The organism is Allofournierella sp. CML151 (assembly GCF_027853465.1).
Classification (GTDB): domain Bacteria; phylum Bacillota; class Clostridia; order Oscillospirales; family Ruminococcaceae; genus Allofournierella.
Genome location: NZ_JAPNNW010000006.1, coordinates 121107 through 145487, shown reverse-complemented (window position 1 = coordinate 145487; position 24381 = coordinate 121107). Strand labels below are relative to the sequence as shown.

Annotated in this window: 24 protein-coding genes, 1 tRNA gene and 1 riboswitch; of the genes, 11 read left to right on the top strand and 14 right to left on the bottom strand. The window is 54.3% G+C overall.

Features of this window, described 5'->3' with window-relative positions:
* Positions 1 to 121 precede the first annotated feature (121 nt).
* Positions 122 to 2185 carry a glycogen synthase gene (locus PH256_RS06590; RefSeq protein ID WP_270913496.1) on the bottom strand — a complete coding sequence of 688 codons (2064 nt, stop codon included), beginning with the start codon at positions 2183 to 2185 and terminating at the stop codon, positions 122 to 124.
* 372 nt (positions 2186 to 2557) lie between these two features.
* Between PH256_RS06590 and PH256_RS06585 the strand changes: the two genes are divergently transcribed.
* The 3 genes from PH256_RS06585 to PH256_RS06575 all read left to right on the top strand — a co-directional run bounded on the left by PH256_RS06585 (position 2558) and on the right by PH256_RS06575 (position 3582).
* The gene (locus PH256_RS06585; RefSeq protein ID WP_270913495.1) at positions 2558 to 2680 is read left to right on the top strand and encodes a hypothetical protein; all 123 of its coding nucleotides are present in this window, start codon (positions 2558 to 2560) and stop codon (positions 2678 to 2680) included.
* A 143-nt stretch (positions 2681 to 2823) separates the two neighbouring features.
* On the top strand, positions 2824 to 3351 hold the full coding sequence (locus PH256_RS06580) for a hypothetical protein (protein ID WP_270913494.1): 528 nt from the start codon (positions 2824 to 2826) through the stop codon (positions 3349 to 3351).
* A 60-nt stretch (positions 3352 to 3411) separates the two neighbouring features.
* Positions 3412 to 3582, top strand: coding sequence for a hypothetical protein (locus PH256_RS06575; protein WP_270913493.1), 171 nt, complete (start codon positions 3412 to 3414; stop codon positions 3580 to 3582).
* 89 nt (positions 3583 to 3671) lie between these two features.
* Here PH256_RS06575 and PH256_RS06570 read toward each other — a convergent pair whose 3' ends face one another.
* The 5 genes from PH256_RS06570 to PH256_RS06550 form a co-directional block, all read right to left on the bottom strand.
* Positions 3672 to 4466 carry a creatininase family protein gene (locus tag PH256_RS06570; RefSeq protein ID WP_270913492.1) on the bottom strand — a complete coding sequence of 265 codons (795 nt, stop codon included), beginning with the start codon at positions 4464 to 4466 and terminating at the stop codon, positions 3672 to 3674.
* The gene (locus tag PH256_RS06565; RefSeq protein ID WP_270913491.1) at positions 4463 to 5080 is read right to left on the bottom strand and encodes an ECF transporter S component; all 618 of its coding nucleotides are present in this window, start codon (positions 5078 to 5080) and stop codon (positions 4463 to 4465) included. Before PH256_RS06565 ends, PH256_RS06570 begins: the two co-directional genes overlap by 4 nt.
* A 112-nt stretch (positions 5081 to 5192) precedes the next feature.
* A riboswitch (FMN riboswitch) is annotated at positions 5193 to 5310 on the bottom strand.
* Positions 5311 to 5449: 139 nt separating this feature from the next.
* Positions 5450 to 6283, bottom strand: coding sequence for an EamA family transporter (locus PH256_RS06560; RefSeq protein WP_270913490.1), 834 nt, complete (start codon positions 6281 to 6283; stop codon positions 5450 to 5452).
* A 502-nt stretch (positions 6284 to 6785) separates the two neighbouring features.
* On the bottom strand, positions 6786 to 8078 hold the full coding sequence (locus PH256_RS06555; RefSeq protein WP_270913489.1) for a hypothetical protein: 1293 nt from the start codon (positions 8076 to 8078) through the stop codon (positions 6786 to 6788).
* A gap of 228 nt (positions 8079 to 8306) precedes the next feature.
* On the bottom strand, positions 8307 to 8975 hold the full coding sequence (locus tag PH256_RS06550) for a lysoplasmalogenase family protein (RefSeq protein WP_270913488.1): 669 nt from the start codon (positions 8973 to 8975) through the stop codon (positions 8307 to 8309).
* A gap of 426 nt (positions 8976 to 9401) precedes the next feature.
* Here PH256_RS06550 and PH256_RS06545 point away from each other — a divergent pair, with 426 nt between their 5' ends.
* The 7 genes from PH256_RS06545 to PH256_RS06515 all read left to right on the top strand — a co-directional run bounded on the left by PH256_RS06545 (position 9402) and on the right by PH256_RS06515 (position 14491).
* Positions 9402 to 10697 (top strand): hypothetical protein, encoded by a 1296-nt coding sequence (locus PH256_RS06545; protein ID WP_087183223.1) that lies wholly within the window; start codon positions 9402 to 9404, stop codon positions 10695 to 10697.
* Positions 10698 to 10715: 18 nt separating this feature from the next.
* Positions 10716 to 11864, top strand: a complete 1149-nt coding sequence (locus tag PH256_RS06540) for a DUF5104 domain-containing protein (RefSeq protein WP_087308268.1) — start codon at positions 10716 to 10718, stop codon at positions 11862 to 11864.
* Positions 11865 to 11893: 29 nt separating this feature from the next.
* Positions 11894 to 12043, top strand: a complete 150-nt coding sequence (locus PH256_RS06535) for a hypothetical protein (protein ID WP_270913487.1) — start codon at positions 11894 to 11896, stop codon at positions 12041 to 12043.
* 440 nt (positions 12044 to 12483) lie between these two features.
* The gene (locus PH256_RS06530) at positions 12484 to 12879 is read left to right on the top strand and encodes a hypothetical protein (protein WP_270913486.1); all 396 of its coding nucleotides are present in this window, start codon (positions 12484 to 12486) and stop codon (positions 12877 to 12879) included.
* Positions 12880 to 13009: 130 nt separating this feature from the next.
* Positions 13010 to 13543, top strand: coding sequence for a hypothetical protein (locus tag PH256_RS06525; protein ID WP_087183219.1), 534 nt, complete (start codon positions 13010 to 13012; stop codon positions 13541 to 13543).
* Complete coding sequence (locus tag PH256_RS06520; protein ID WP_270913485.1) at positions 13540 to 14052, top strand: hypothetical protein; 513 nt, start codon at positions 13540 to 13542, stop codon at positions 14050 to 14052. The genes PH256_RS06525 and PH256_RS06520 overlap by 4 nt, the downstream gene beginning before the upstream one ends.
* 70 nt (positions 14053 to 14122) lie before the next feature.
* Positions 14123 to 14491, top strand: coding sequence for a hypothetical protein (locus tag PH256_RS06515; RefSeq protein WP_087183218.1), 369 nt, complete (start codon positions 14123 to 14125; stop codon positions 14489 to 14491).
* Positions 14492 to 15018: 527 nt separating this feature from the next.
* On the opposite strand, the gene PH256_RS06510 is transcribed toward PH256_RS06515, so the two are convergent.
* The 6 genes from PH256_RS06510 to PH256_RS06485 form a co-directional block, all read right to left on the bottom strand.
* Positions 15019 to 15303, bottom strand: a complete 285-nt coding sequence (locus PH256_RS06510) for a plasmid segregation centromere-binding protein ParR (RefSeq protein WP_270913483.1) — start codon at positions 15301 to 15303, stop codon at positions 15019 to 15021.
* On the bottom strand, positions 15300 to 16220 hold the full coding sequence (locus tag PH256_RS06505; RefSeq protein ID WP_270913481.1) for a ParM/StbA family protein: 921 nt from the start codon (positions 16218 to 16220) through the stop codon (positions 15300 to 15302). The genes PH256_RS06510 and PH256_RS06505 overlap by 4 nt, the downstream gene beginning before the upstream one ends.
* A gap of 64 nt (positions 16221 to 16284) precedes the next feature.
* A complete protein-coding gene (locus PH256_RS06500) occupies positions 16285 to 16671 on the bottom strand; it encodes a DUF6075 family protein (protein WP_270913479.1) in 387 nt (128 codons plus the stop codon).
* 796 nt (positions 16672 to 17467) lie between these two features.
* A complete protein-coding gene (locus tag PH256_RS06495) occupies positions 17468 to 19549 on the bottom strand; it encodes a CocE/NonD family hydrolase (protein WP_270913477.1) in 2082 nt (693 codons plus the stop codon).
* 22 nt (positions 19550 to 19571) lie between these two features.
* Positions 19572 to 20741: a DUF819 family protein gene (locus PH256_RS06490; RefSeq protein ID WP_058962758.1), complete on the bottom strand. Its 1170-nt coding sequence runs from the start codon at positions 20739 to 20741 to the stop codon at positions 19572 to 19574.
* Between the two features lie 25 nt (positions 20742 to 20766).
* Positions 20767 to 21840 (bottom strand): mandelate racemase/muconate lactonizing enzyme family protein, encoded by a 1074-nt coding sequence (locus PH256_RS06485; protein ID WP_058962759.1) that lies wholly within the window; start codon positions 21838 to 21840, stop codon positions 20767 to 20769.
* A gap of 221 nt (positions 21841 to 22061) precedes the next feature.
* Between PH256_RS06485 and PH256_RS06480 the strand changes: the two genes are divergently transcribed.
* Positions 22062 to 22652, top strand: a complete 591-nt coding sequence (locus tag PH256_RS06480) for a helix-turn-helix domain-containing protein (protein ID WP_058962760.1) — start codon at positions 22062 to 22064, stop codon at positions 22650 to 22652.
* 707 nt (positions 22653 to 23359) lie between these two features.
* On the opposite strand, the gene PH256_RS06475 is transcribed toward PH256_RS06480, so the two are convergent.
* Positions 23360 to 23436: transfer RNA gene (locus tag PH256_RS06475), tRNA-Met, on the bottom strand.
* Positions 23437 to 23556: 120 nt separating this feature from the next.
* Positions 23557 to 24255 (bottom strand): DUF4830 domain-containing protein, encoded by a 699-nt coding sequence (locus tag PH256_RS06470; protein WP_270913473.1) that lies wholly within the window; start codon positions 24253 to 24255, stop codon positions 23557 to 23559.
* Between the last annotated feature and the right edge of the window lie 126 nt (positions 24256 to 24381).

Genomic DNA, 24381 nt, shown 5'->3' with positions numbered 1-24381 from the left:
CCGCCGGACGCCGGGCAAATGCCCTGCGCCCGGCGTTTTTGTATCCAGGCACAGCTGCTCACCGTGCAGCAAAAAAGGCAGACCCCGCAGGGTCTGCCTTTTGTTTTGTTCGTTTTTCGGATTACCAGGGAGTGAGCTCCAGGTACAAATCCTTGTACTGACGGGCGGAATTGGTCCAGGACACATCCTTCGCCATATCCCGCTGGACCACCTCATCCCAGTGGTAGCGGCTGGTGAAGTACTCGGTCTTGGCCCGGTTGATGGCGTCCAGCAGCAGGCCCGCGTCGTAGCGGTCGAAGGTGAAGCCGTTGCCGCCGCCGTTGAACACGTTGTAGGGCTCCACGGTGTCCTTCAGGCCGCCGGTCTCGCGCACGATGGGCAGGGTGCCGTAGTGCATGGCGTTCAGCTGGGTCAGGCCGCAGGGCTCGAAGCGGGAGGGCACCAGCAGCACATCCGCACCGGCATAAATCCGGTGAGCGCGGGATTCATCGTACTGGATGCAGGCGCTGAACATGCCCTTGTAGGCGTTCTCGTAGTAACGGAAGGTGTCCTCATACTCCTTGTCGCCGGTGCCCAGTACCACCACCTGGGTGTTGCCGTCCATGATCTGGGGCACGATGGCGTTCACCAGATCCAGGCCCTTCTGGTTGGTCAGGCGGGAGATCAGGCCGACGACCAGCTTGCCCTCGTCCTCAACCAGACCCAGCTCCTTCTGCAGGGCCAGCTTGTTCTGAGGCTTGCGCTCCAGCACGTTGGTGATGTCGTAGTTCACAGCCAGGGCCGGGTCGGTGGCCGGGTTCCACATGCCGTAGTCGATGCCGTTCACGATGCCCCGCAGCTTGTAGCTGTGGTAACGCAGATGGTCCTCCAGCTTTTCGCCGTATTCCGGGGTCTGAATCTCCCAGGCGTAGGTGTTGCTCACGGTGGTGATGCGGTCGGCGTAGGCCAGGCCGCCCTTGAGCATGTTGGCATCCCGCCAGGCCTGCTGCAGCGCGCCCATGTTGAACACCTCGGCGGGCAGGCCGGTCCAGTAGCGGATGGTGGGAATGTTGTAGATGCCCTGGAACCGCAGGTTATGGATGGTGAGCACGCTCTTGGCGTGGCCCACCGGGGAATCCTTGAACAGGGTCTTCTGGAACACCGGCACCAGAGCTGCCTGCCAGTCGTGGCAGTGGATGATGTCGGGAATCCAGTTCATGTAATTCAGGGCAGCCAGCGCGGCCTTGCTGAAGAAGCAGTACTTGGGGATGTCCTCCACCAGGCCCACGTAGGGGTTGCCCGCGGAGAAGAACTCCTGGTTATCGATGAAGTCATAGACCACACCGTCCCAGATGTACTCCATGATGCCCACGTAGTAGCTGCGGCCGGTCTCGCCCAGGTCCATGTAGAACTCGCCCCGGTAGACCATCTTGTCCTGGTACTTCTGGGGGATGCAGGCATAGCGGGGCAGGATGACCCGCACGTCGCAGTTCTGCTTGACCAGCTCGCGGGGCAGAGCATACATCACGTCGCCCAGACCGCCGGTCTTGACGAAGGGATGGCACTCGGAGCCGATGAAGGCCACGCTCCGGCGGGGGGTGTCGTACTGGGGCTGGGCGGGAGCCGCCTCCACCACAGGCTCGGCCACCGGCTCGGCAGCGGCTACCGTCTCCGCTGCAGGTGCGGCGGGCTGCTCGGCCACGGGTGCGGCCTCAGCGGCAGGCTCAGCGGGCTTGGTTTCCTCTGCCACCGCCTTCTTGGCGGCAGGCTTGGTCTTTTTGGCTGCGGGCTTCTTGGCCGCAGGCTTTGCCTTTTTGGCAGGCTCGGCCTTCTCGGCGGGCTCAGCCTTGGCAGCGGGCTCGGCCTTCTTGGCAGGCTCCGCCTTGGCGGCGGGCTCGGTTTTCTTGGCGGGCTCCGCCTTGGCGGCAGGCTCGGTCTTCTTGGCAGGCTCCGCCTTGGCGGCGGGCTCGGCCTTCTTGGCAGGCTCCGCCTTGGCGGCGGGCTCGGTCTTCTTGGCAGGCTCCGCCTTGGCGGCGGGCTCGGTCTTCTTGGCAGGCTCCGCCTTGGCGGCGGGCTCGGTCTTGGTTACGGGTTCACTCTTGACGGGGGCTGCTTTCACAGACTCCGCGGGTTTCTTTGCGGAAGTCGAAGCACCTTTGGCTTCGGCGGTCTTTTTCTGGGTGGACTGCGCTTTTTTCTGTGCCACAACAACTCTTCCTTTCAAATGGTGATCTCACCGCGCCGCAGGGCGATGGGCCGCCCAAAAGGTTCCCCTTCGGCCCAGCCTCTGGTTTCCGGCACGGCGTGGGAGCATGCCGTTTGCCGCTCCCGGGTCCCTATATCAAAAGTTAGCATATTCCCGCCGGAATTGCAATTGCCGGAGCGGTTTTTTCTTCTACCACTCTAAAGTTTTACACAAAGCAGGCCTTTCGCTGTGGAAAACCGCCCCTGAACCGGCGGAAAAAGCGTTGGTCAGCCAACCGCTTTTTTGCGCCGCAGCGCCTATACTGGTATCCGGGGGCAGCGGTCCGATTCCGCAAAGGGCGTATCCGCCCTGCTCCTCGGAAGGAGCATATGTATGCAGCACACCCTTTATCTGGCCGCCCTGGTCCAGATCTGCCTTTCCGGCTCGATTCTGGCGGCGCTTCTGCTCTGGCTGTTTGTCACCCATACCCTGGGCACACGCCGCCAGGCGTTTTAACAGGCAACGCTCCGGCAAGCCGTGCAAGCGGTGGGCCGGGGCTTTGTTCTGCCGTTCGGCAGCGAACGGGCCCCTCCGGTTGACGGCGGCAAAAGGACCATGCTATGCTGGGTTCAGAAACGCACCCGGAAGGAGGAGGTTCCGTGAATTCGAAACGAATCGTCGCCGCCGCACTTTTGCTGCTGTTGCTGTGTTCCGCCGCGGCACTGCTCGCCCAAAAGGTCCTGTTTCCGCAAAAGCCTCCCGACAGCATGACCTCCTTTCTGGCCGCGGCTGAGGAAGTCTCCGTCAATCTTTCCCAGGTCTTGGACAGCGAATCCGAGGAAGAGCTCATACTGTCCCTGAGCGGCGCGAGTTTGAACTTTGAGAAGCTGTGCTGGTACGCCCCTTTGCTGCAGAATCGCTACGGCTACGGCGAGGAGGGCGCAAAGAACCTGCCGCTGCAGCAGACCATCCAGCAGAATTGCGACGCCTTCCAGGCCATTGCCACCGGCTGCCTGGCCGGAGACCCGCTCACAGAGGAGGACCGGCAGACCCTTTCCCGCCTGCAGGCTGATCTGGAGGCGATGCTCGAAGCACTCCGGCAGGAGGACGGCCAGTTCGACCCCAATGCCTGTGAGGACGCGTATGTTTTTCAGGTGCTTTCCGATTATGCAAACGCCGCGGCCTGACGCTTTTCCTGCGTTATGCGCCGCCCGGTTTCCATTTTTGCAGAAAGGAGGGACCCCACCATGAAACAGGAGCTCCGCAGCTTTGCGCTGCTGCTCTTCGGCATTCTGCTGGTGGAAGCAAGCCGCGCCATCGGCGGATTCGGTGTGGACGAGCGAAGCTGCTTGTTGTTGCTGTCAGGCATTGCCTTTGGCCTCTGGGGGCTGATTCGCATGTTTTACCCCAAGGAATAAGCCGCCTTTTTCGCCGGCATACAGAAGGACCGGTCAACCCGATGGTTGACCGGTCCTTCCGTGTTTGTGCGATTGTATCGAGGAATCTGTCAGGCTTTCCAGTCCCGGATCTCTCTGAGACCCGGCACCAGCACCTTTGCGCTGGTCTCCAGAATGATGCGGCCCTTTTCGGCGGTGGCGCCCGCCGGGTCGCCGCCGATGCCGATGGGCGTTCCGTCGGCGGTTTTCCAGTCCTCGGAAACCCAGCCGATGGTCACGCTGCCGCCGGTCTTCAAGGTCTGGTTGCCCACGAAGGCGGTGGGAATGCCCGCCTGAGCCGTTTCCAGCTTGACCAGCGAGGGGTCCACCGCCATGACCATGGAGGTCTCCATCTCGCCGCCGTGGAAGTCATAGATGTTGCCGGGCGTCACGGTGGCCCGCACGTCCGGATGGCCGAAGGCCCCCGAGGAGAGGATGAAGGGCGAGATGCCCAGCTCACTGCGCAGCTCCCGGCTGAGCACCTGCACAATGGGCGCGTTGCCGCCGTGGCACACCAGAAAGGCCAGCTTTTTGAAGCCGTGCCGGGCCAGGCTCACGCTGATGTCGTACAGAAGATTGTAATAGGTGTCCGGCCGCAGGGTCACCGAGCCGCAGAAGTTGCGGTGCTCGGTGCTCAGGCCCACCGGGATCACCGGAAAGGCCAGAATGGGAAAATCCTTCTCCCCTGCCTCCTCTAGCGCCCGGCCCAGATACTCCACCATGGCCTCGGCGATGATGTCGTCGGTGCCCAGCGGGGCCTGGTTGCCGTGCTGCTCCAGCGCGCCCACCGGAATCAGGATAATGGTCTCTTCCTTGTCCACCTGCTCCATCTCCAGGCGGGTCAGGTCTCTGTAATTCCGAATCATGCGTTCCCCTCCAGCTTGCGCACCACGTTGGCGGCCTGAATGCGGTCATACAGCAGGTAGCCCACAATGTAGTTGAGCAGCAGCTTGATCAGGTTGAAGGGCACGGTGGCCAGCACCAGGAACAGGGGCAGGTTCTGAATCATGGGATTGATCGCCCCCACGGTCAGCACAACCTGCTCCAGCGAAAGGCCCATGGCCCTGGCATACAGCGGCAGGGTAATGCAGGCGTTCAGAAAGCAGGCAAAGGCGATGCGGATGGGCAGGCTCACGCCCAGCGCGGCAATGCAGGCCTTCCGGCTGCCGCCGCCCCGCTTGAACACGGCCCACAGCGGCAGGATGAAAAGCAGCGCGCCCAGCAGGTTGGCGAATTCCCCCACGAACATGGTGGAGGTGCCCACCGTGATGAGCTTGATGAGAATCTTGATGATCTCCACCATCAGGCCGGACACCGGCCCCAGCAGGAAGGTGGCCAGCACGGCGGGCACGTCGCTGAAGTCGATCTTGTAGAAGGGCGGCATCAGCGGCAGGGGGAACTCCAAGGACATGAGCACCCCGGCAACGGCGGCCAGCATGGCGGTGAGTACAACGGTCTGGGTCTTTTTCATGGATTTCATAACGTACAGTCCCCTTTCGGTTCGGTATTTTACAAGGCTCGTAAATTCTCCGAACGTTGGGGACAAAAAAAGGCTCTGCATGCAATGGGGCACACAGAGTCCTGATTTCTCTCCATTTCTTCTCTCATCCAGACTATACTGTCGGTTTTGGAATCGCACCAAATCAGCCGCTTGCGCGGGTCGCGGACTATACCGCCGGTAGGGAATTTCACCCTGCCCCGAAGAATTTATTCACTTGTTCCACTTTAGTATAGCACAGCGCCGCAGTCATTGCAAGCGGCCCGGCTGCCCCGGAGCAGCCAAAATATCCCGTTCTGTTTTATGCAATTTTACGATACGGCATGGCAAACCGGCGCGCCGCTCCCCCGCTCACAGGTTGAGCAGCACCAGCGCCGCCAGAATCATGCCCGCCGCGCCCAGCTGGCGGCGGTTGAGCCGCTCCCGGAACAGAAAGAAGCTGGCCACGCTGATCACCAGAATCACCCCCACGCTGTAGGAGGGGTAGACCAGAAAGGCGGGCAGCTGGCCAAGGGCCGCCAGCAGCAGCCGGGAGGACAGGAAGTTCGGCACACCCGCCAGAATGCCGAACAGCACATCCCGCTTTGTGACCGGACGGCGCTGCCGGAGCAGCAGCACCAGGGTGGCCAGCCCGGCAAACAGGAAGATATAGAACATGAACAGCCCGTCGTCCTGCCTGCGGCCCAGCTGATTGAACACCTTGGACATGGCGTCGGCGGTGCCGTTGAGCAGCAGGGTCAGCACCAGCGGAATCAGATACACCCTCTGCTCCGCCGCCTCCCGCCTGCCGGACAGGCCGTTCATCACCACGGCGGCCGCCACCGCCAGCACCACGCCCAGCCCCTGCAGCAGGGTGGGCCGCTCGCCGAACAGCGTCACGGACAAAAGAATCGGCACCAGCACCCCCAGCCGGGTGAACACCGAGGAGAGAATCGCCCCGTTTTTGTGGATGCTGTAGCCGTTTGCCGCAAGAGACGCCAGATAGACAAGGCCGGTGATGGCCCCCAGCCAGCAGGGGGTGGCATCGCCGTTATAAAGTGTTCTGGGCTGCAGCGTGGCAAAGGCCAGCACCGCGCAGGTGATGTAGTTGACCAAATACACTCCGTACGGGCTGCCGGTGTTCAGATATTTCAGCACCAGGGCCAGCACCGCGCTGAACACCAGGGCCAGGAGCAGAAAAAGCATCCGGGGGTTCCCCCTTTCGTTTTTTAGATGTTTCACACTCTACTATATAACATCTTCGCCTCGAAGAAAAGCCGCCGTTTTTCTTCATATCCACATCCGAGTCAGGACCCCCGGCTAAGCCGGGGGCTTGAGTAAGCCCTAGAAGGGCATCGTACCGGCAAGCCTCTCAAGAGGTACTGAAAAGATCTACCACTTGCATCACTTGCCCCACAACCCGTAAACGGGCATTTGCGTACTAACACAGCTTTTCTTATGTGGATAAATTGCTGTTTATATTTCGCTTCGCTCGATACTTGAATCTAAAGTCTCTTTACTCTCCCCAGCCGAGCTGGGGGTTCTTGTTGTGCTAAAGCATTTAAACACAGAAAACCGGCCAACCATTGGTTGACCGGTTCGGCAGCATTTCGGGCGCCGCAAGCACCCTTATTTTGTTTCATGCTTCTTTTTGCCTGATTTCATTTTACGATTCACTTTTTTAGTGCGCTCAAGCCGCAATATTTAATCACCCTTCTTCCGTTTCCTCCTCAAACTGCGATAGCTTTCTGGCTTCTTCTGCCAGCTCTTCCCAGGGCCATCTCATGGTGTGATGTTTTCGATAGAACAACAGTTGCAAATCCACTGCAAAAACAGCATCAATCGATTCGTCATAAGATATAACTAAGCTCAATCTGCTTCCAGCCTCTTGCAAATCCGCCAGCTTAATCAATACAGTTTTTAAATTTCCTTTTTGAATTCGAGGCTCTTTTCCGTTTGTTATTTCGTATATCTTATTACGAGAAAATCCATGAATCAATTCATCGTCTGTAGCATTTACAACAGCCTCCATAACGAGGGCATATATTCCAGTAGAATTCTTTCTCTGCCTAATTCCTGCAGATAATGTTTTGGCAAATTGTTGATACAATCCATCTAGTTGATTAGCATAGGATTTTGCGGCATTTACATAAAAACACGGGTCAGTAATAATGCTACAATACGTCTGTGTTTTTTCTATATTAGCTTGCTCTTCCACTAACTTAAGAAGTAGCGACTGCAAAATACCTATATTACCAAAAGAATCTTGAATCATATCTTCTACAATTTTCGAGTCAATCCGTATATTTAACGCATTGCAACCTTTTTCTATTACACGCTCCAAATCATTATCAGACCAAGATACTTCGAGTTCTTCAATTCGTCCAGTCAAATCTGGATTCATTGATGTCAATAAATTAGTTTGAGTCCAAACACCAATAATAATAACAAAACATCCGTAGTCCCATAGAGTTTTTAAATCATAAGACAATTTGCGTCTGGCTTCTTTTCCAAGATAGTGAAAATCTTCAATCACCATTTTTTTGCCTGATTGATTAATAGACTGTGCTATAAACTCTAAATTTTCTACACTTGTTTGGTAATCAATTCCCGTATCTATAGAGCTATTTCGCATATATGATCCAGCAAGCCCAGTGTTTGCGTTTCCCAGTAAGGGAACTTTTAATTCAGCATTGCCCGAAATTTCTCCAGAAATTTGGTTTTGTGTTTGACGTTGAACATTAAATGCTACATGGAGTGAGGATAGGCACTGACGATAAATATCATCAGCATTCATTCCAATTCTGCATTGAACAATTAAGGCATCCTCCAAACATTTCTGACGCAACCAAGATTTTCCACACTTAGATGGTCCTTTAATTGCAATATGTGTTTGTCTCCGGAGAAGTCTAGAAAGTTTTGTGTCTAACTCGTTACGATCGTAATACGAGTAATCGCTCATCTGCGGCGATACGCCAAAAACGTCACATGTAAATGGCATCTTATCCTCCAGTATTTTGTCAAGATTTATTTATCCGCTTATTTTATTGTTTTTTATTGTAGCAAAAAACGTCTTTGTTATCAAGATAACAATTTACTTTCGCAAGCACAAAGCCGGTCAACCAATGGTTGACCGGCTTTGTTGCATGTTTTAATATTTTTAGAAAATCAGGTGACGCCAAAGGCAACGAAGTGGCAGCTGCCGCAACGGGATGGAGTGCCCCCGCTCTCAGAGCGCCAGGCTGACTGCAATCAGAAACATGGCATAGTAGTAGGTCAACAGATTGGCCACGTGCACGGCAGGGTGCCTGGAAGGGTAAAAATACAAAAACAGAATCAGCAGATCCGAAATCCAGAACAGCACTGCCCCTGCCAGCACCAGAAAGCACCAGGGCTGGCCCATGCCAAAGGCCAGCTGCAAGCCTTTGCCCAACAGCGCCGAGACAAAGGCTGCGTAAAGTACCACCCAGGGGCGCATCCGCCCGGTCTGCATTCCCGGCATGCCGGACAGCACCACCGCGCCGCCGACTCCCAGCACCGCGGCCAACGGCACCGGCCAGTTCATGGGCTGCAGCCGGCACAGGCCCCACACAAACAGGCTGTGTCCGGCCAGAAAGGCCCCCAGTCCGGCCAAAAACAGGGCCGGACGGCGCAGGTCGTTGTAGAGCGCCAGCACCACATCCCCCGCCACGCAGCACAGCAGCGCCGGCAGCAATCGCCAGAACGCTTCGGGACGGCTGCCCAGGGCCGCGCACACCGCCGCCACAACCACAAACAAAAGGCTGCACAGTGTTTTTTCGGGCAGATAGCCCCGCCCCGGCAGGCGCAGCCGCCGCACCAGCAGCCCCAGGGCGGCGGTGTAGATCACTCCCATTCCGACGATGTACGGCATGCTCATAGGCCGCGCCCCCTTTGCATTATTCCACCTTCAGTATAGGAAAAAAACGCCCGGCCGTCAATTTGTGCCCTGCCCAAAAATCCGGCAGAGCCTTTGGCTACCCTGCGAGGCGCCGGTGCCCGGGCCCTGCAGAAAACAGGACCGTTTCATCGGCAAAGCATATAAGGCTCCTGGTTCTTTTAGGCACCATTCTTTTGTTCCATCGTCAGTCCAGACTTTATAGTCTGGAGAGGCATCATACTAATCATGGAAGAACAGTTGTCAGGACAGAGAGTGGAAATACATTGCGCACAGATACCCTGACTGCCTGGGGTGTTGCCGTTCTCAGCAGATCTGAGATGAAAAAATCTATAAAAACGGTAACTTTTACAGCTTGAATATAGTATTATTATCAGCATAGAAATGTGTTTTCAGAGGAGTGAGAGGATGGACAAGCTATATAAAACAGTGCTCGCAACGGTGACAGCTGCTTCGGTACTCGTCTGCAGCGCCTGTGCGGGCGCTCCGGCAGCAGATCAGGTCCAGGACCCGGATGCCGGAAAAACATTGCCGGAGATGACAGAGAAGATTACCATACCTGCCTCGATATTTAAGTTTGCCAATACAGATATCGAGGACAACATGGAGGCTTTTGAAGATTACTGTACCGATGTAAGGCGTGACGGGGATGATCTAATTCTGGAAGTGACGCCGACGCAGAAAGAAGAACTTATAGAGATGTACGCCGGGTCCATTGACGATGTGCTGGAAGATATGGAGAAAGACGAACAGGGCTATTATGTAGAGGCGGATACCGATCACAGCCGTTTCATATATCATATCGACGAGAATATCGACGGTATTCTACAGGCAAAGATGCTGTTGACGATCACGACATCGGATGTCCTGACCGGAATCATGGAAACAGGGGATCCAAACTGGAGTGTCAGCGCAAAGATCGTGAACTGCCATACGGGGCTGACTGTCGGTGAAGGCACATTTCCGGACGGGAGCATCACCTTCGGGCCCGACGAATGGAAGGCCAGTTATGACGGCGGCGCATGGCTTGGTGCCAGACAGGAAGAGGTTATGGACATGACAGGCCTTACCGGGCCTTATGAGGAACTGACCGATACACAGAAAGGGGTCGTTACATCTGTCGTGCAGATGCTGGACTGGATCGAAGGGAAATATGAGCAGCAGTTTCATTATATATCCTACGCGCCGGGAGACGCCGTCGAGCAGGAACACCTAAAGGTGTATCCGGAACAGGGCGGTGAATCGGATGTTGTGACAGTGTACCGCACATATGAAAACGGCATGTACCGGTATGAAGACGATTACGGGGCGATCCTGATGCGCCCCGCCTATGAAGAGCAGGTACGCGCATTTGCAGAGCAGTATCTGCCTTCCGAAGGGATAAAGATATACACGGAGATAAAGAACGGCGGCAGCGGCGCGGCAGAAGAAGAAGCGATACTGAACGAGGTTTCCGCCGTGACGTATATTTTTATGGACGACGCCCTGTGTTCAGAACAGTACGAGGCGTTTCTGGAGGCTGTGCCGGACTGGCTGACGGAGAACTGTCAGGGCGTGCCGGCCGGGATCTATCTGCGCATGGCAGAGTCTGAAGCGTGGAAACAGATTGGCAGATCTGATTATGAGGATAAGCTCCGGGAAGATATCTATACCGAAGAGGCGGAGTGCGCGATATCCGGGAGCGGGAAAGTGACCGTATATTAGCTGAAAGGAAGAGAATTTATGAGGAAGGTATTACTGCTTATCGTATGCTGCGCCCTTGTATGCAGTTTGAGCGGATGCATCGTTTTCAGGCGGGGATCATCCAATGCATATCGTTCTGATAAAGAATTGGCGGATGAAATGATAGAAAACATTATCGGGTGCGCAGAGAAGGAAGATGCAAAAGCGCTGACGGGATTATTTTCGCAGTATGCCGGGGACAGTACGCTAAACTTAACGGAACAGGCGGAAGAATTCATAGAGTTTTTTCAGGGCGAATGTAAAAGCTGGAAAGGAAATGCAAGTTCCCATGAAAAAAGTGAACACGGAAAAATAACATGGCGGGAATTGAGAGGGCACTATTCGGTTATTACAGATGAAGCACAATATGAAATCGCATATATTTATATTCCTTTTTACAGAGAAGAACCGGATAAAGAAGGGCTTACTGCGATAGAGATCACTACGGAAGAAACTTTTAACAAGGATGAATTTCTCTGGAGTCTGGATCAGAAACCGGGTATCTATGTGACAGAAACCGGGGAAGAGACGTATTCGGAACAGAGGCTGATCACTCCGGAAGAACTGATCCGGGCGGCAGGACTTACAAAAGAACAGTACAGCAAAGTTGATCTGGAACAGTTTATTGAGGATTTTGACATCACGACAGAAGATGTGGATACGCTCAACATACCTTTGCTCCTGGAAGAATACGAACCGGAACGCAAATTCGGCATGTATGATGTAAGTTATCTCATTGAAGACGGCATAGAAGAACGCACATCTGATTTTACAGAAAATGTATATGCTGTAGCTTTTATGGAAAATAAGAATACAAGTACAGAATGTGTATATTATGATCTGCCGGACAGAAAAAGGTATCAAACGTCGGACGCGTATCTCTTTGATGACCTCTACCAGATACAGGGCGGATATTATGCGGACGGACAGCAGATCATTGAGGCGTTAGACAAGTATGGTGTTTTTGGCTGGGAATCCGGAACGGGTGAAGAGGAAATTACAGATCCCCAGCATATGGTGCTGGCTGTATTATATGATGACGGAACGGTCTTCCGTGTAGAAGCGTCCGGCTTGTTGTCGCAGGCGCTGCCGGACGAATACGATGAAGTGAAAGAAATGCTTCTGTCAGGAGAATACAGCGGAAGTTAAAAAAGAGTTTTGTTTCAAAGGGGGACGCTATGGATAGAGTGTTTGAAGATGAATTTATGGATGCGCAGTCACGGATTATTTCACTATGTGTCGAATTTGCGGGGAATAGGACTGATAAAGTTTATGCCTATGGCTCTATCGAAGAAAGCAGTATTTCGTTCTGGGGAAGCGGATCTTGAGAAGATAAAACAAATATGCATACATTACGAAAAACCTGTCCCCACGGAATTAAGAATGATTTATGACTGTAAAAGCGGTAAAATAGACACGGAATATAAGTATGAAAGTATCTGTTCCGCAAAGACGGGGACAGATTCAAGCGAGATTTTTATGAAGTGGTTAGATGAGGTTCGCCAAAGCACATGGAAGAGATAAAACAGCATTGTGAAAAAGTCATACAGATACTCCGTTCCGATTATAGTACGCAGTTACAATATTCGGGAATAATCAAAAAAATATACGACGTTATGCTGCAGATCATATCCTGCGATAATGTTAATGAACTCCCGGATATCCACTGGAACAGCCTAGCGCGGTGTTTTGCTGACGAAACGACGGATTATCAAAGTCCTATACTCTTTGAGATAGATAAAATTGCGAAGCTGTCAGAGGGAAAATAATGAAACAGTTGAGAAAAACAGAATGGCGGAGAGGATACCCCATAAAGAAAAACCTTGCCCTGTGTGCATGGGGAGTGCTGGCGCTCGCAGGCTTCGCCGGGATACTGGCGCGTCCGGAGAATATTCCGTCGCTGGCAGCGTGTGTTCTTGCATTGGCAGGCGCAGTCCTTTCGCTGCCGCGCCTGCTTGGATATTACAGAACTACATATCAGTGTCTGCCCGCTTTGAACCGGCGGCTTACAAAAAAAGAGCAGGAGGAGCTGCTCGAATGTGAAAATTTTGAGACGATCACCGAGTTAAAGTCAGGATCGCTGCGGCGGACAGATTTTGCTGAAAGTGCCTGCTGGCTCCGGATCAATGGAAGATATATCCCGAAAGAACTTGTGATCTTATGAGAATGACAGAGTTGTAGAAACTGAATTCTTGAAAAACATTCTTGAATCACATTTCGATACAGAAAGATATTTGCAGGAAACGGACGATAAAGTTATTGAGCAAGATTGAGTGATTTTAGGAGTGAGATTTATGAGGATTACAGACATTTTTGATGCGGTAAGAGACGCAACTTATTCGGACTTCCGGAAGTTTTATACAGGTGATCCGAATCTATTCCATAAGTATACAGGATTAAGTTTGTTTCAGTTACTGTTTGTCAATGACCACAACACAGACGAAAAAATAAAGATGATTCGATTTTTAATATCTGAGGGGGCGGATGTTAACTTTAAAAGTCCAAAAGATCAAAGAAATGCACTGCATATATTTTACTTTTCGGTTATGAGGCCCGATCCACAGTACATATTAAAAGTAACTCAGCTGCTGGTTGAGGCTGGGGTGAACATAAACGCCAAAGACAAATATGGGGCAATTCCACTTAATTATGCGATTACTGTTGTAAAGCTGCCGACAGAGACGGCTATGCCGGTATATCAATATTTAATAGATCACGGTTCAAATATCTATGAAAAAGACAATTTTGGGAAAGCATGCATTGATTATGCAAAGGAATTTTCATGGAGAAATGATCTTGTAAGTCTAATGGAAGGAACCGAATCATGAGCAAAGTGAGAAGAAAAATAACAAAATATGAGATCATTCTCTGTGTTCTTGTACTGGCGGTCATAGTTGCCGGTCTGCTTCTGCCTAAGACAGGAGAGCTGGTGTTACTGGATGAATTCTGCAATATATCCGTCATATGGATCGTGTGCATCTATGTGGTCGTGCGGGTCATACATAACTGGAAAACAGGGGAAAAAAGTAACAAAACAGCAGGAGTGATCATCGCGGTTTTCTGTGCGGTAGTCTGCATGTGGTTTACGAAGGATTTTGCCGCTGATCTGGCGTCGGGTACGAAGACGGTCACGCTGACAGATATAGAAGTAAGTGAAACACAAGCGCATACCAGCATTTTTTCGCATCATTATTATCTGATGGGGACGGATTCTCAAGGATTAAGGACCCGTGTGGAAATATCAGCAGATGACTATACGATGATGAGCCAGACAGGAAATGGAACTGCGGTTCTTGTGTATTATGAGCATACCGGACGGGCTGTGTCGGCACGCTGAGAGGAAGTTATTGCTACGACAGCATACTATGAATCTGGAACAGGAGATCATAAAGTAAGGAGGGATACCGATGGAAAAGGAGAATCTCATCTGCCCCATCTGTGGCCCGCTGGCGGCACAGACGAAAGAGCCTCTCAACGGTTCCTACCGCCAATATGACCAGATCCTTCGCAGGCTCATGGAACTGGAGCGGCAAGGCTGTATGGAACTGTTTGCCGGTGACTGCCCACTGGAAGATACCGATGCGGTGCTGGATGCCGAGCAGCATTATACCGTTTGCCACTATGTGCGGTGCCGCAGATGCGGCGCTCTCTATTTTGTGGGGGCCTGCATCCGGGGCGCACCAGTATTTCGGCAGGTGACGGACATCCGGAAGGAAAACCTTGGCACCCGGCTTTGGGGCCGGTGCGGGACCTGCTTTTCGCAGGGAAAAGGCTGAAACTGGTGTCAACGCGGATGTCGCAAAACTTTCCAGGAAAGTGCGCCTGGTTTGCCATGCGTTCATGAAAGAGGCCTGGATAAACCGGCCTTTTGCAGCAAAGCCAAAAGCCGCGGGAAAACCTGCGGCTTTTTTCATGTTCATACGCGGAAAAGCCGGTCGACCATTCGGTCGACCGGCTTGTTGGCTTGTAGTACCAAAAAAGATATTTTTGAACCACCCATATATTTTTGGGATTTTTGAGCCTTACTAGGGCATGGGCGCCAAGCTCTACATATTTGGTTCAAATATCTTTCTCTTTTCCATTTATATTGTAACACAAGTCAGTCAACACTACAAGTCTTTTTAAAGGAGGATATGAACAAATTTCCATGCCGTATTCTGTCAGTACGACTCTGGTGAGAATATAGGATGTTACCGATCTATGTCACGATGCTTTTGAGGCTTTCTACTTACCCAACACCTTCGAACAAAGCTATCACCAAGTGCAACAATGATTCATCGAAATTATGGGCAAGTTATACCAACTATTCCATATCCATCAGACCGTCAAGAAATCCAAGCATTTCTCCTGGGATTGTGGACGCTGCTGACGACCTGTGAGCACGACCTGATTCATGGGGAACCGCCTCTGGTTCTTTAAGGATTTCTCGCAGGATATTTTCAAACTCTTTCTGCGATTCAAGGCGTATGATGGCCCACGCTATGTAGTCGTTTTTCTGCCCAGCAGGGCAGGTCTGGAGATACGCCCAGGCACGCTGGTGAAGATCCGAATGAGGATTAGGACGGAAGAGGAACTGCTGCCTTTTCATCGCTGCTCCTCACGGCCCGACATTTGGCCCAAAATCCGTTCATAGCCCTCGGCGTTTACCTTATCGTCCTCGATCAGAAAAGCCCGACAAAGGCCGTCACGTTCGCTCACGTTGCGCATGACGGTCGCGGCACCTCCTCCCATCAGAATCACGGGCAGAGTTCGCAGGTCAAACCCTGCTTCCATTGCCGCCGAAATGAGTCGCTCAGTGTAGAGCCGGCCCTGCCGCTGAATCAGCTTACGCGCCTCCTCGTCCATGCTACAGGGCTTGCCGGCAAGGATCCGTTCCACCTGGGCATCCGTAACAGACAGGCCGGTGTCCCGACGAACCTGCTCCTGGATCTCATCCATGCAGCGGATCATGCCAAGTTCCAGACTGCGGCAGGTGGCCGCATTAGGGACGTTGTAGTCCAGTCGCATAAGATCCACCGTCCATCCGCCGATGTCCATGAGGAGCACAGACGGCTCATCCTTCACCAGCTCAGGATGAATAGCGATGGCGGAGTAGCCCTGGGGGAACAGTTTCACGCTTTCGATTTTGACTTTGTAGCGTTCCCCTTCGAACAGGAAGTTGACCGGCTGACCATTGCGCAGCAGATATTCGGTGAACGGCTTCTTGTCACGGCCATACCGTGCTAGAGGGAGTCCTGCCGCCAGGGTTACTGAACTCTCTGCCGGAAAGCCCCTGTAGCGAAGTTCCATGGCAATGGCGGCCAGGGTCAGAATGTAGTAGTTGTCGTTGACGGTCTTGTCACGCAGGATAGGCTGCCGGCTAGTGCCACAGACAAAGTATTTGCCGCCGATCTGGAGGGTGTTTTTCAGGGTATAAGGTTCATGGGTATACGCTGTCACACCGGCTGGGAACGAGAAATTCTTGGTTTTAATTGCGTAGTACCCATGGTCAATGCCAATGATCATGCTTTCAAGTCCTTTCTGGCATTTGCCTTTATTTCTGAGTTTTTTCTTTCGGCCCCGTCCCATCTTATCTGGCCCGACTCATACTGGGGACCTGGGGTTCCTTGCAGTACTCCGGGTACCGAAGCCGAACCGCCTCCAACATGTAGGTTGCATCCGAAGTGGTGAACAGATCGTAAGGCGTCGCGCAGCCATCCGCGTTCCACCCGTTCCAGAGGTTGAACGCCAAGCGGGTCAGGCAACTGCTGCCGCTGGTCTGCCAGCCTTTGTTCAGGCCCTCCGGCTGAATGGCATCCTCCCGGAAGTTGAAGACGTCCTCGATGTGCTTCCTGGTCTCGCCGCTGATGCCCATGGTATAGAAAAAAGCCTTGTGGTAGGGATCAAGGCTGCCGGTCCGGCCGAGGCACTGCTCATAGAATTTCTCGTGTTCCTTATTTTTGAATTTGATGGACATTTCGTTCCTCCTTCTGGTTCGTTTGTTCAAGGAAATCACCGGCTGGGAAAGACGATGACTCCCATTTCAGCATTGATGTTTGCATCGCTTGCTTGGGCTGGCTGGGGCTGTAAGAGCGCATTCCGTAGGCATTGATATCTTCTTCCCAGTAGGTAAGTGTATCTTGGGGGGAGAGTGTGAGAGGGGGGGAGCAACGTCCCCTGTTTCAAAAGCAGGAAAAGGCGCACTTCCCCCTGGGTGTGACGAGGAATTTCTGCCCAGGTATGAAGATGTTTTCGGGAAATATAAAAAAGCGTCTGTTTGGATAAATCCAATACAGACGCTTAAAACGATGGTAAGTTGCAGAAACTCATCCCAACAAATAGTTCCTGCTGCAGGGGGGCTGAGTCATATATGTTTTTTGAAATACTTCACTATCAGTAAGCACAAAGGAGTTACTAATAGAGCGGCAAGAACTATCAACAAACCTAAGCCGCCAAAGAATAGCAGTAAGCCTCGGACTTCTTGCGATTGATATGAGAGTGCGCCAATTCCTGCAATCAATACTATTGCTCCGACTATCAGCATAATAGTCTTCTTTGGAACCACTCGCCCAGCGAGTGGTTTTCGTTATACAAAAACGCCGCGCCCGGTCCCGCCGGGAGGGCGGCGGCGTGGTATCAAAATTGCACCAGGAACAACGCCCAAGGCTCGGTCTGGATGGGTACGGATTCAGGATTTTATGTGGCGCACCCACCCCGGAACAGGTCGCTTGAGGGATATTTCGCTTCTGCTGACAGGGAGAAGCATCAATGACTCAGGGCTCCACCCGCACCGTCAGGCGGGAGGCGTGCAGCCCACCGTGGTATACCCGGTTATGGGCCACCACGGTCCGGGCGGAAGCAAAACCTTCCCGTGTGTTGCTGTTGGGGAAGATGAAATTCTTGGCGCTGGAGGTGACGGTCACCCGGATGCGGTGGCCTTTCCGGAAGCAGTTAGACAGCTTGGTGGTACGGATCTTCAGGCAGACGATCTCGCCTTCCTGCAAAAACTCTGACCGGGCAAAGCCGTTGCGATAGCGGGCGCTGAGCAGGCCGTCCGCCAGCTTGATGGAACGGCCATTCTCGTCCACGTCGGTAACACGCACCACAAAGTCGGTGTCCGGCGCGTCGGAAGAGATGTACAGCTCCGCCGTCATATCGCCGGTCAGGACCAGGTCCTCCTCCAGCACGGGGGAGGTGTAGCACAGCAGGTCCTGACGCAGTTCCTCCTGGGTGTAGTCCTCCGGCACCTCGATCTCGTTCTCCGACATATCGATGATGTGCTGGGATGGATGCTCGGGGTCATAGGCATAGCCGTCGCTGTTCTCCTGCTCCGGCTTGGCAAAGGTCAGTCGCCCGTCCCCGGCGGAGGTGTTGGCGTGGCCGTCGCTGTCCAGGTACAGTTGGGTGACCCGGGTCTCGGGCACCGGCCAGTTTTCGGCGGTCTTCCATACCTCCTGGCCCAGGGTGTAGTATTCCACCGGGGCAGTCTGGTCGATGCCGTTGTCTACTTCCTTGAGGTGATGCTCGAACCAGCGGAAATACAGCCAGTCCAGATCAAAGCGCAGCGCCTGGCTGCCGAAGGATACCCCGTGCATATCGTACTTGCTGTTGCCGCTGTGCTGCCAGGGCCCCAGAATAACCTTGCGCATGCCCCGAGGGAAGTCGTGGACCAGTTCCAGGGCTTCGGTGGTGCCCATACCGTTGTCGTCAAACCAGCCGGACTGAATCAGCGCCGGGATCTGCGCCCCGACGGAACGCTCCTGCCAATTGGACCGACGCCAGAAATCGTTGTAGTCACTGGGTTCCAGCCACCGGGTGATGAAGGGCACATCGTACCCCAGGGCCTTTTTGGGCAGGTCGGTCAGGGGGCGGATGTTCAGCACTTCCTCCCAGTCGTCTCGCTCCATCAGCTCAGGGTGGAAGGTTTTCTGAGACACCGCAAAGGCCCAGGCCAGCATGCCCGAGGTGAAAGACCCGCCCCGGCGGGGCAGATCCACAAAGGAGCTGCCCGCGCAGACTACGCTGATCAGCGCTTTCAGGTGGGGGTTGCCGCTGGCAGCGGCCGCCCACTGTACATAACCCAGGTAGGACCCGCCCACCATGCCGATGCGTCCGCTGCACCAGGGCTGGGCGGCGATCCAGTTCAGAGTATCGTCGCCGTCCTCCACCTCGTGGTAGTTGGGCAGCCATTCGCCTTCACTGGCGTTGCGGCCGCGCACATCCTGTACCACCACCGCGTAGCCGCGCTGGACGTAGCGGTAGTAGACCTCACAGCCGTCCTCCTTGCCGTAGGGAGTGCGTACCAGCACTGCGGGCACCGGGGCGCCGCAGTCTTTGGGCAGGTATACGTCGGTGGAAAGATGTACCCCGTCCCGCATGGGCACCGGGAATGTCCCCGCATGCTCTACCGGGAACAGCTGTTCCTCCGGCCAGGTCGAGCGCCACAGGCGCAGGACGGTCTCCTCCTCGGCACCGGGTTCCACCAGCACCGTGACCATCTCCCGTGCAGGGCAGGTGACGGCGATCAGCCGCCCCTCTTTCATCTGTTTGTTGTTGGGGAATTTTACATCCCGCTGCAGGTAGCTGCAGCCATCTTCACTGGTGTAGCGCTCGCCGCACAGGGAAACTTCCCCGGTGCCCTGCAGGCCCGCCTCGTAGCGGGACAGGTTCTGCCCCAGGGCGGTAAAGTCCATCTTTACAAAGGAACGGTAAAAATCCCGGTCCTGGTCGGTCAGGTCCTGCCAGTCCAACAGCGCGCCGGTGTGCACATCCAGTTTCTGGATCTGGGGTGTGCCGTCGCCCAGGCGCAGCCTGCCGTACAGGATGCCCGAAACATATAAGTCAAAATTACGCATTTCCGTTTCTCCCGTTTTCCGGTCAGGCGCCGATCAAGGCACGGATGGCATAGGCTACACCGATGCCCACATAGTTGCCCAGGGCACCGGCCAGTACGCCCATGAGCAGACCGATGTTGATAAGGGTCTTCCACTGGGCGCTGGAGGCGATGAGGGCAGCGGTGGGGCCATCTGAGATGCAGCCTACGATGGACAGCAGCACATACTCAAAGCGGACTTTCAGCAACCGGGTGATGAGCAGGTGCAGCAGGATGGAACAGGCGATGACGCAGAAGCAGAACAGGGTGATGTAGAAGGTGGAGCCGAAGAACTGCTGCAGGTCCACCGCAAAGCCGATGGTCACCAGGAACAGCAGCGCCACAAAGAGGCCCAGGTCAAAGTTGCCGCGCAGCTTGCGGATGGCAGGTACCTGTGCCAGGATGATGGAGAAGGTGGTGATGAGCAGGATGCGGCCCGCGCTGCGGAATCCTTCCCCGAATACTACCGAGGAGATGCCGGTGGCGGCCCACACGGTGCCGAAGCCGATGGCCAGCAGCCAGGCGATTTCCTGGATGGACCATTCCTTGGAGGCCATCAGTTCCTCGTGGTCGCCGTCGCCCAGCAGTTCCGGCTCGCTCATTTCATAGGGCCACAACTTTTTCAGCCGTTTGGAATTCTTGTACAGGGCGGGGGCGGCGAACATCAGGATCAGTGTGGGAATGCCCACCACATAGTCGGCGGCGTTGGCCGAGGCGATGGTGGTCTTGCTGGCCTCCAGGCCCACGGCGATGGCGGTCAGGTTGGAGCTGCCGCCGGTGTAGGTGCCCACGAACATGCCGGCCACCTTCCAGCCTTCGTCGATCTTGCCGGCGAACAGTACGCCGAACACCAGGGCCGCCACGCAGACGCTGAACACTGCCGATGCCAGCGCAATGACCGGCTCTTTGGACAGCTTGCGCATCTGTTTCAGGTCCAGGCTCAGCAGGCAGATGGAAACGGACAGCGGCACGCAGTAGCTGCTGATGGCATCATAGGTAGCGCTGGAGGTGGGCACGATCCGCAGGTTGGACATCACGATGCCCATGACGATAACCGTCAGGGCCGGGCCCAGCGTTTTGAACGCCTTGAACCGCTGCAGCCAGAATCCCAGGGCGACCGTGGCGACCATGATGAACAGGAGCGCGCCTTCGGAGGAAAAAATTGTATTCGGCATAATGTACCTCTCTGCGGGGTCCCGCTTAAAAATCAATATCGATGCCAAGGCCCGGTTTGTCGGACAGGGTGTAGACGCCGCCGTTCACGGCAAAACCACCGGGCATGCCCATCTCGGGGTCCACGGCGTACATAAAGCTGTCGCAGTCCGCCTCAGTGATGTTCTGCTTGGCAGCGACCAGACTCACACCGGCGGCAATGGCTACCTTGGTCTCCAGCATGCAGCCCACCATGCACTGTACATGGTTCGCCTCGGCAATGGCGTTGATCTTTTCCGCCGGGTACAGGCCGCCGCACTTCATCAGCTTGATGTTGATGATGTCTGCAGCATCGATCTTGCAGGCTTTCGCTGCGTCAATGGGAGAGTGGACCGACTCATCCAGCATGACCTTCAGGTCCACCTTGGAACGCACAAAGCGCATACCGTCCAGATCCCAGCTGGGCAGGCACTGTTCCACCGCTTCCACGCCCACCTGTTCAAAGGCTTTCAGGGTGCGCACCGCATCGCTGACAGTGTAACCCTGGTTGGCGTCCACACGCAGGCGGATGTTGGGGCCCACCGCCTGGCGGATCAGGGTCAATGCCTGGATGTCCTCTGCCGGGTTGATGCCGGCTTTGATTTTCAGAATGGTGAAACCGTCCTTCTCCACCCGTTCCCGAGCTTCGGCGGCCATGGCTTCCGGTGTGTCAATGCCCACCGTCATGTCAGTGACGATCTGGTTCACACTGCCGCCCAGCACCTTGTACAGAGGCTGACCCATCAGCTTGCCCTTGATATCGTACAGGGCAATATCCACCGCGGCCTTTGCCGAGGTGTTGCCTGACAGCAGGCGGTCCATCATGCAATGGATGCCCTCAACATCCAGCGGATCCATGCCGATCAATCCGGTGCGGAACAGTTTCAGCGCTTCCAGAACGGTGGCCGCGCTCTCGCCGGTCACCGGTTCAAAGGGCGCGGCCTCACCGATGCCCCACAGGCCTTCGTCGGTGGTGATCTTCACCAGCACGTTCACCGAATGGTCCTGTACCGCAAAGGCAATACGGAAGGGCTTTTTCATAGGGATGTGAATGGTTTCCACCTTAACATCTGTAATTTTCATGGGATGCCTCCTGCACAGTAAAATTTTATACAATTTTACTATTTCTAAAATTTTTGTCAAGAGCTTTCCTCTTTTTTCACATTTTTCAGAGAATAAGCAAGAAATCATCTGATTTTCTTTGTAAAAATTTTATAAATATCGAATATTTTCTCGCTTATTTACGTACAGGATATTTTGTGATATACTGTAAATAAATTTTTTACGAAAAAGCGGGAGGTTTTATGCTGGGCGAACAGGTTCGAAATATTCGGAAAAAGCGGGGAATCACCCTCAAGGAACTGGCCGAAAAGACTGGTTTGTCCATCGGGTATATCTCCCAAATCGAGCGCAATCTCACCGACCCGTCCCTGTCCACCCTGCGCAAACTCAGCGCCGCTCTGGACATCCCCACCTATCTGTTCATGGGTGGTGAGAGCAGCACTGGCCTGACGACCCGTCAGGCGGATATGATGATCCTCTCCCAGCCCAACTCCAATATACGGTATCATCTGCTCACCCCCATGCCCAACGGGGATTTTGTACCTCAGTCGTTGGTCATACGCTTTGAACTGGAGCCCCACTGCAAGGACGGCGACCTGCCGGTGATCCATCCCAGTGAAGAAATCCTGCTGCTGGAACAAGGGCAGCTGGATGTACTGGTGGAGTCCGAAACCATCCGCCTGAACGCCGGGGATACCACGGTGGTGCAGTCCAACCTGCCCCACATCGTTTCCAACCCTGGGGATACCACAGCGGTGGGGCTGGCGGTGTTCACTCCGGCCATTTGGTTTCCCAACAACCGGCGCACCCTCAACCGCGGTGGCGAAACCTAAATCTTCGCATAGGAATACCAAAAAGAAAGTACAGCCAATTGCCTGTACTTCAGACTGTCGAAAAAGGTCACCGGAAGGTGGCCTTTTTCTCGTAAATGGGAAGAAAATGAGATGAATAGTGTAGTTGCATTGCCGGGGCTGAAAGAGTGCATTTGGTAAGCATTGATATCTTCTTCCCAGTAGGTAAGTGTTACTTGGGGGGAGAGTATGAGAGGGGGGGAAGTAGCGCACCGTGCTTCATGGGCAAAATAGACGCACCTCCCCCTGGGTGTAATGAGGAATTTCTGCCCATGTATGAAGATGTTTTCGGGAAATAAAAAAAGCGCCTGTTTTGGCGAATCCAATACAGACGCAAAAACCAGAATTTTCGGCACCCTAAACAAAATTAAGCCGATTATTTCTACAACAAATTTTCTTAAAAAGGGGGAAATTGGGGACTAATCTAGTGGAGCTGAGTAGCTACTTGTGATTATTTCAAAAAGTTCATAATTTGTTTACAATTTCACCGGGTCAAAAATCGGAAAAACCGATCCAAACCAGGCAAAATAAGCCACAAAATCGGTAGTCGTTAGTTCAAGTCCTCACCAAAGCCCGAAAAGGGCGAAAAATATCTTTCAAACTGGGACCTAATTTTTGGCACGAAAAAACCCCGTAAACGGCTTGTTTACGGGGTTTTTCGGTCTCATATCTTTTTTGTTAAGACAATATGGTTGCGGAGGCTGGATTTGAACCAACGACCTTCGGGTTATGAGCCCGACGAGCTACCAGGCTGCTCCACTCCGCGCTATTTCGTTTGCCCTCTTGCTGAGTGCTTATATATAATAGCATACGGAACAGGGGTTGTCAAGCCTGTTTTTGAAAAATTTTTCCTGCCCTCTCCGGCCCCGCCGGGGCGGCGTCCGGTTCATTCCACCGGCTCCGCTCCCACCTGGCTCAGATCGAACTCCACAATCTCGTCGCCGCTGGCCTGCTGTGCCATGCTGTCCGCCGGGGGTACGCTGGCTGCCTGGGGTGCGCCGTCCGCCGAGGCCTCGGCCGCGCCTTCCCCGAAGCCCGCGGCGGTCTGGGCCGCCTGCTCGCTGGTCAGTGGCGCGGGGGTGGCGGCGGCACTGGTCAGGCCGGTCACCTCGCCGGAGGGCTGGCTCAGCAGATACGCTCCCACCGGCTTTTCCTTATACACCAGCAGCACACACTGGCAGGTGTTCTGGCCGTCCGAGCGGGCGGGGCACTCCACCAGCCATTTCTCCACAGTTTTGCCCTTGCTGTCCGCCAGATCAAAGCCGCTCTCCTTTACCACCGTGTTGAAGGCGGAAAAGCTTTCGTCCCATTTCTTGGGCACCTTCACCTTATCCACCGTGGCGGTGGTCAGATCCACCTCCAGCCCGAAGCCCTTGAAAAACGCGGCGATGTCCTCCGAGCCTGCGATTTTCTCCGGGATGGCAGTGGCCCCGCTCTGGGCCGCCGGGGCGTTTGCCTCCAGCGCACTGTCCCCCGCGTGGATGAAGCCGCTCACCGCCAGCACCGCCCCCGCCAGCGCAATGCCGCACACCGCCGCGGCCCCCAGCCTGCGCAGGCCCTTTTTGCCCAACGTCAACACAAACATTCTTTGCACCCTCCTCTGTGAACTGCTCTTCGGTCATGCGAAGCACTGGTCCATAACTATGCCGCACCGGGCCGGTTTATGCTCTGCCACGAATTTTTTGCGTCGCTTTCACATTTTGTCCACACC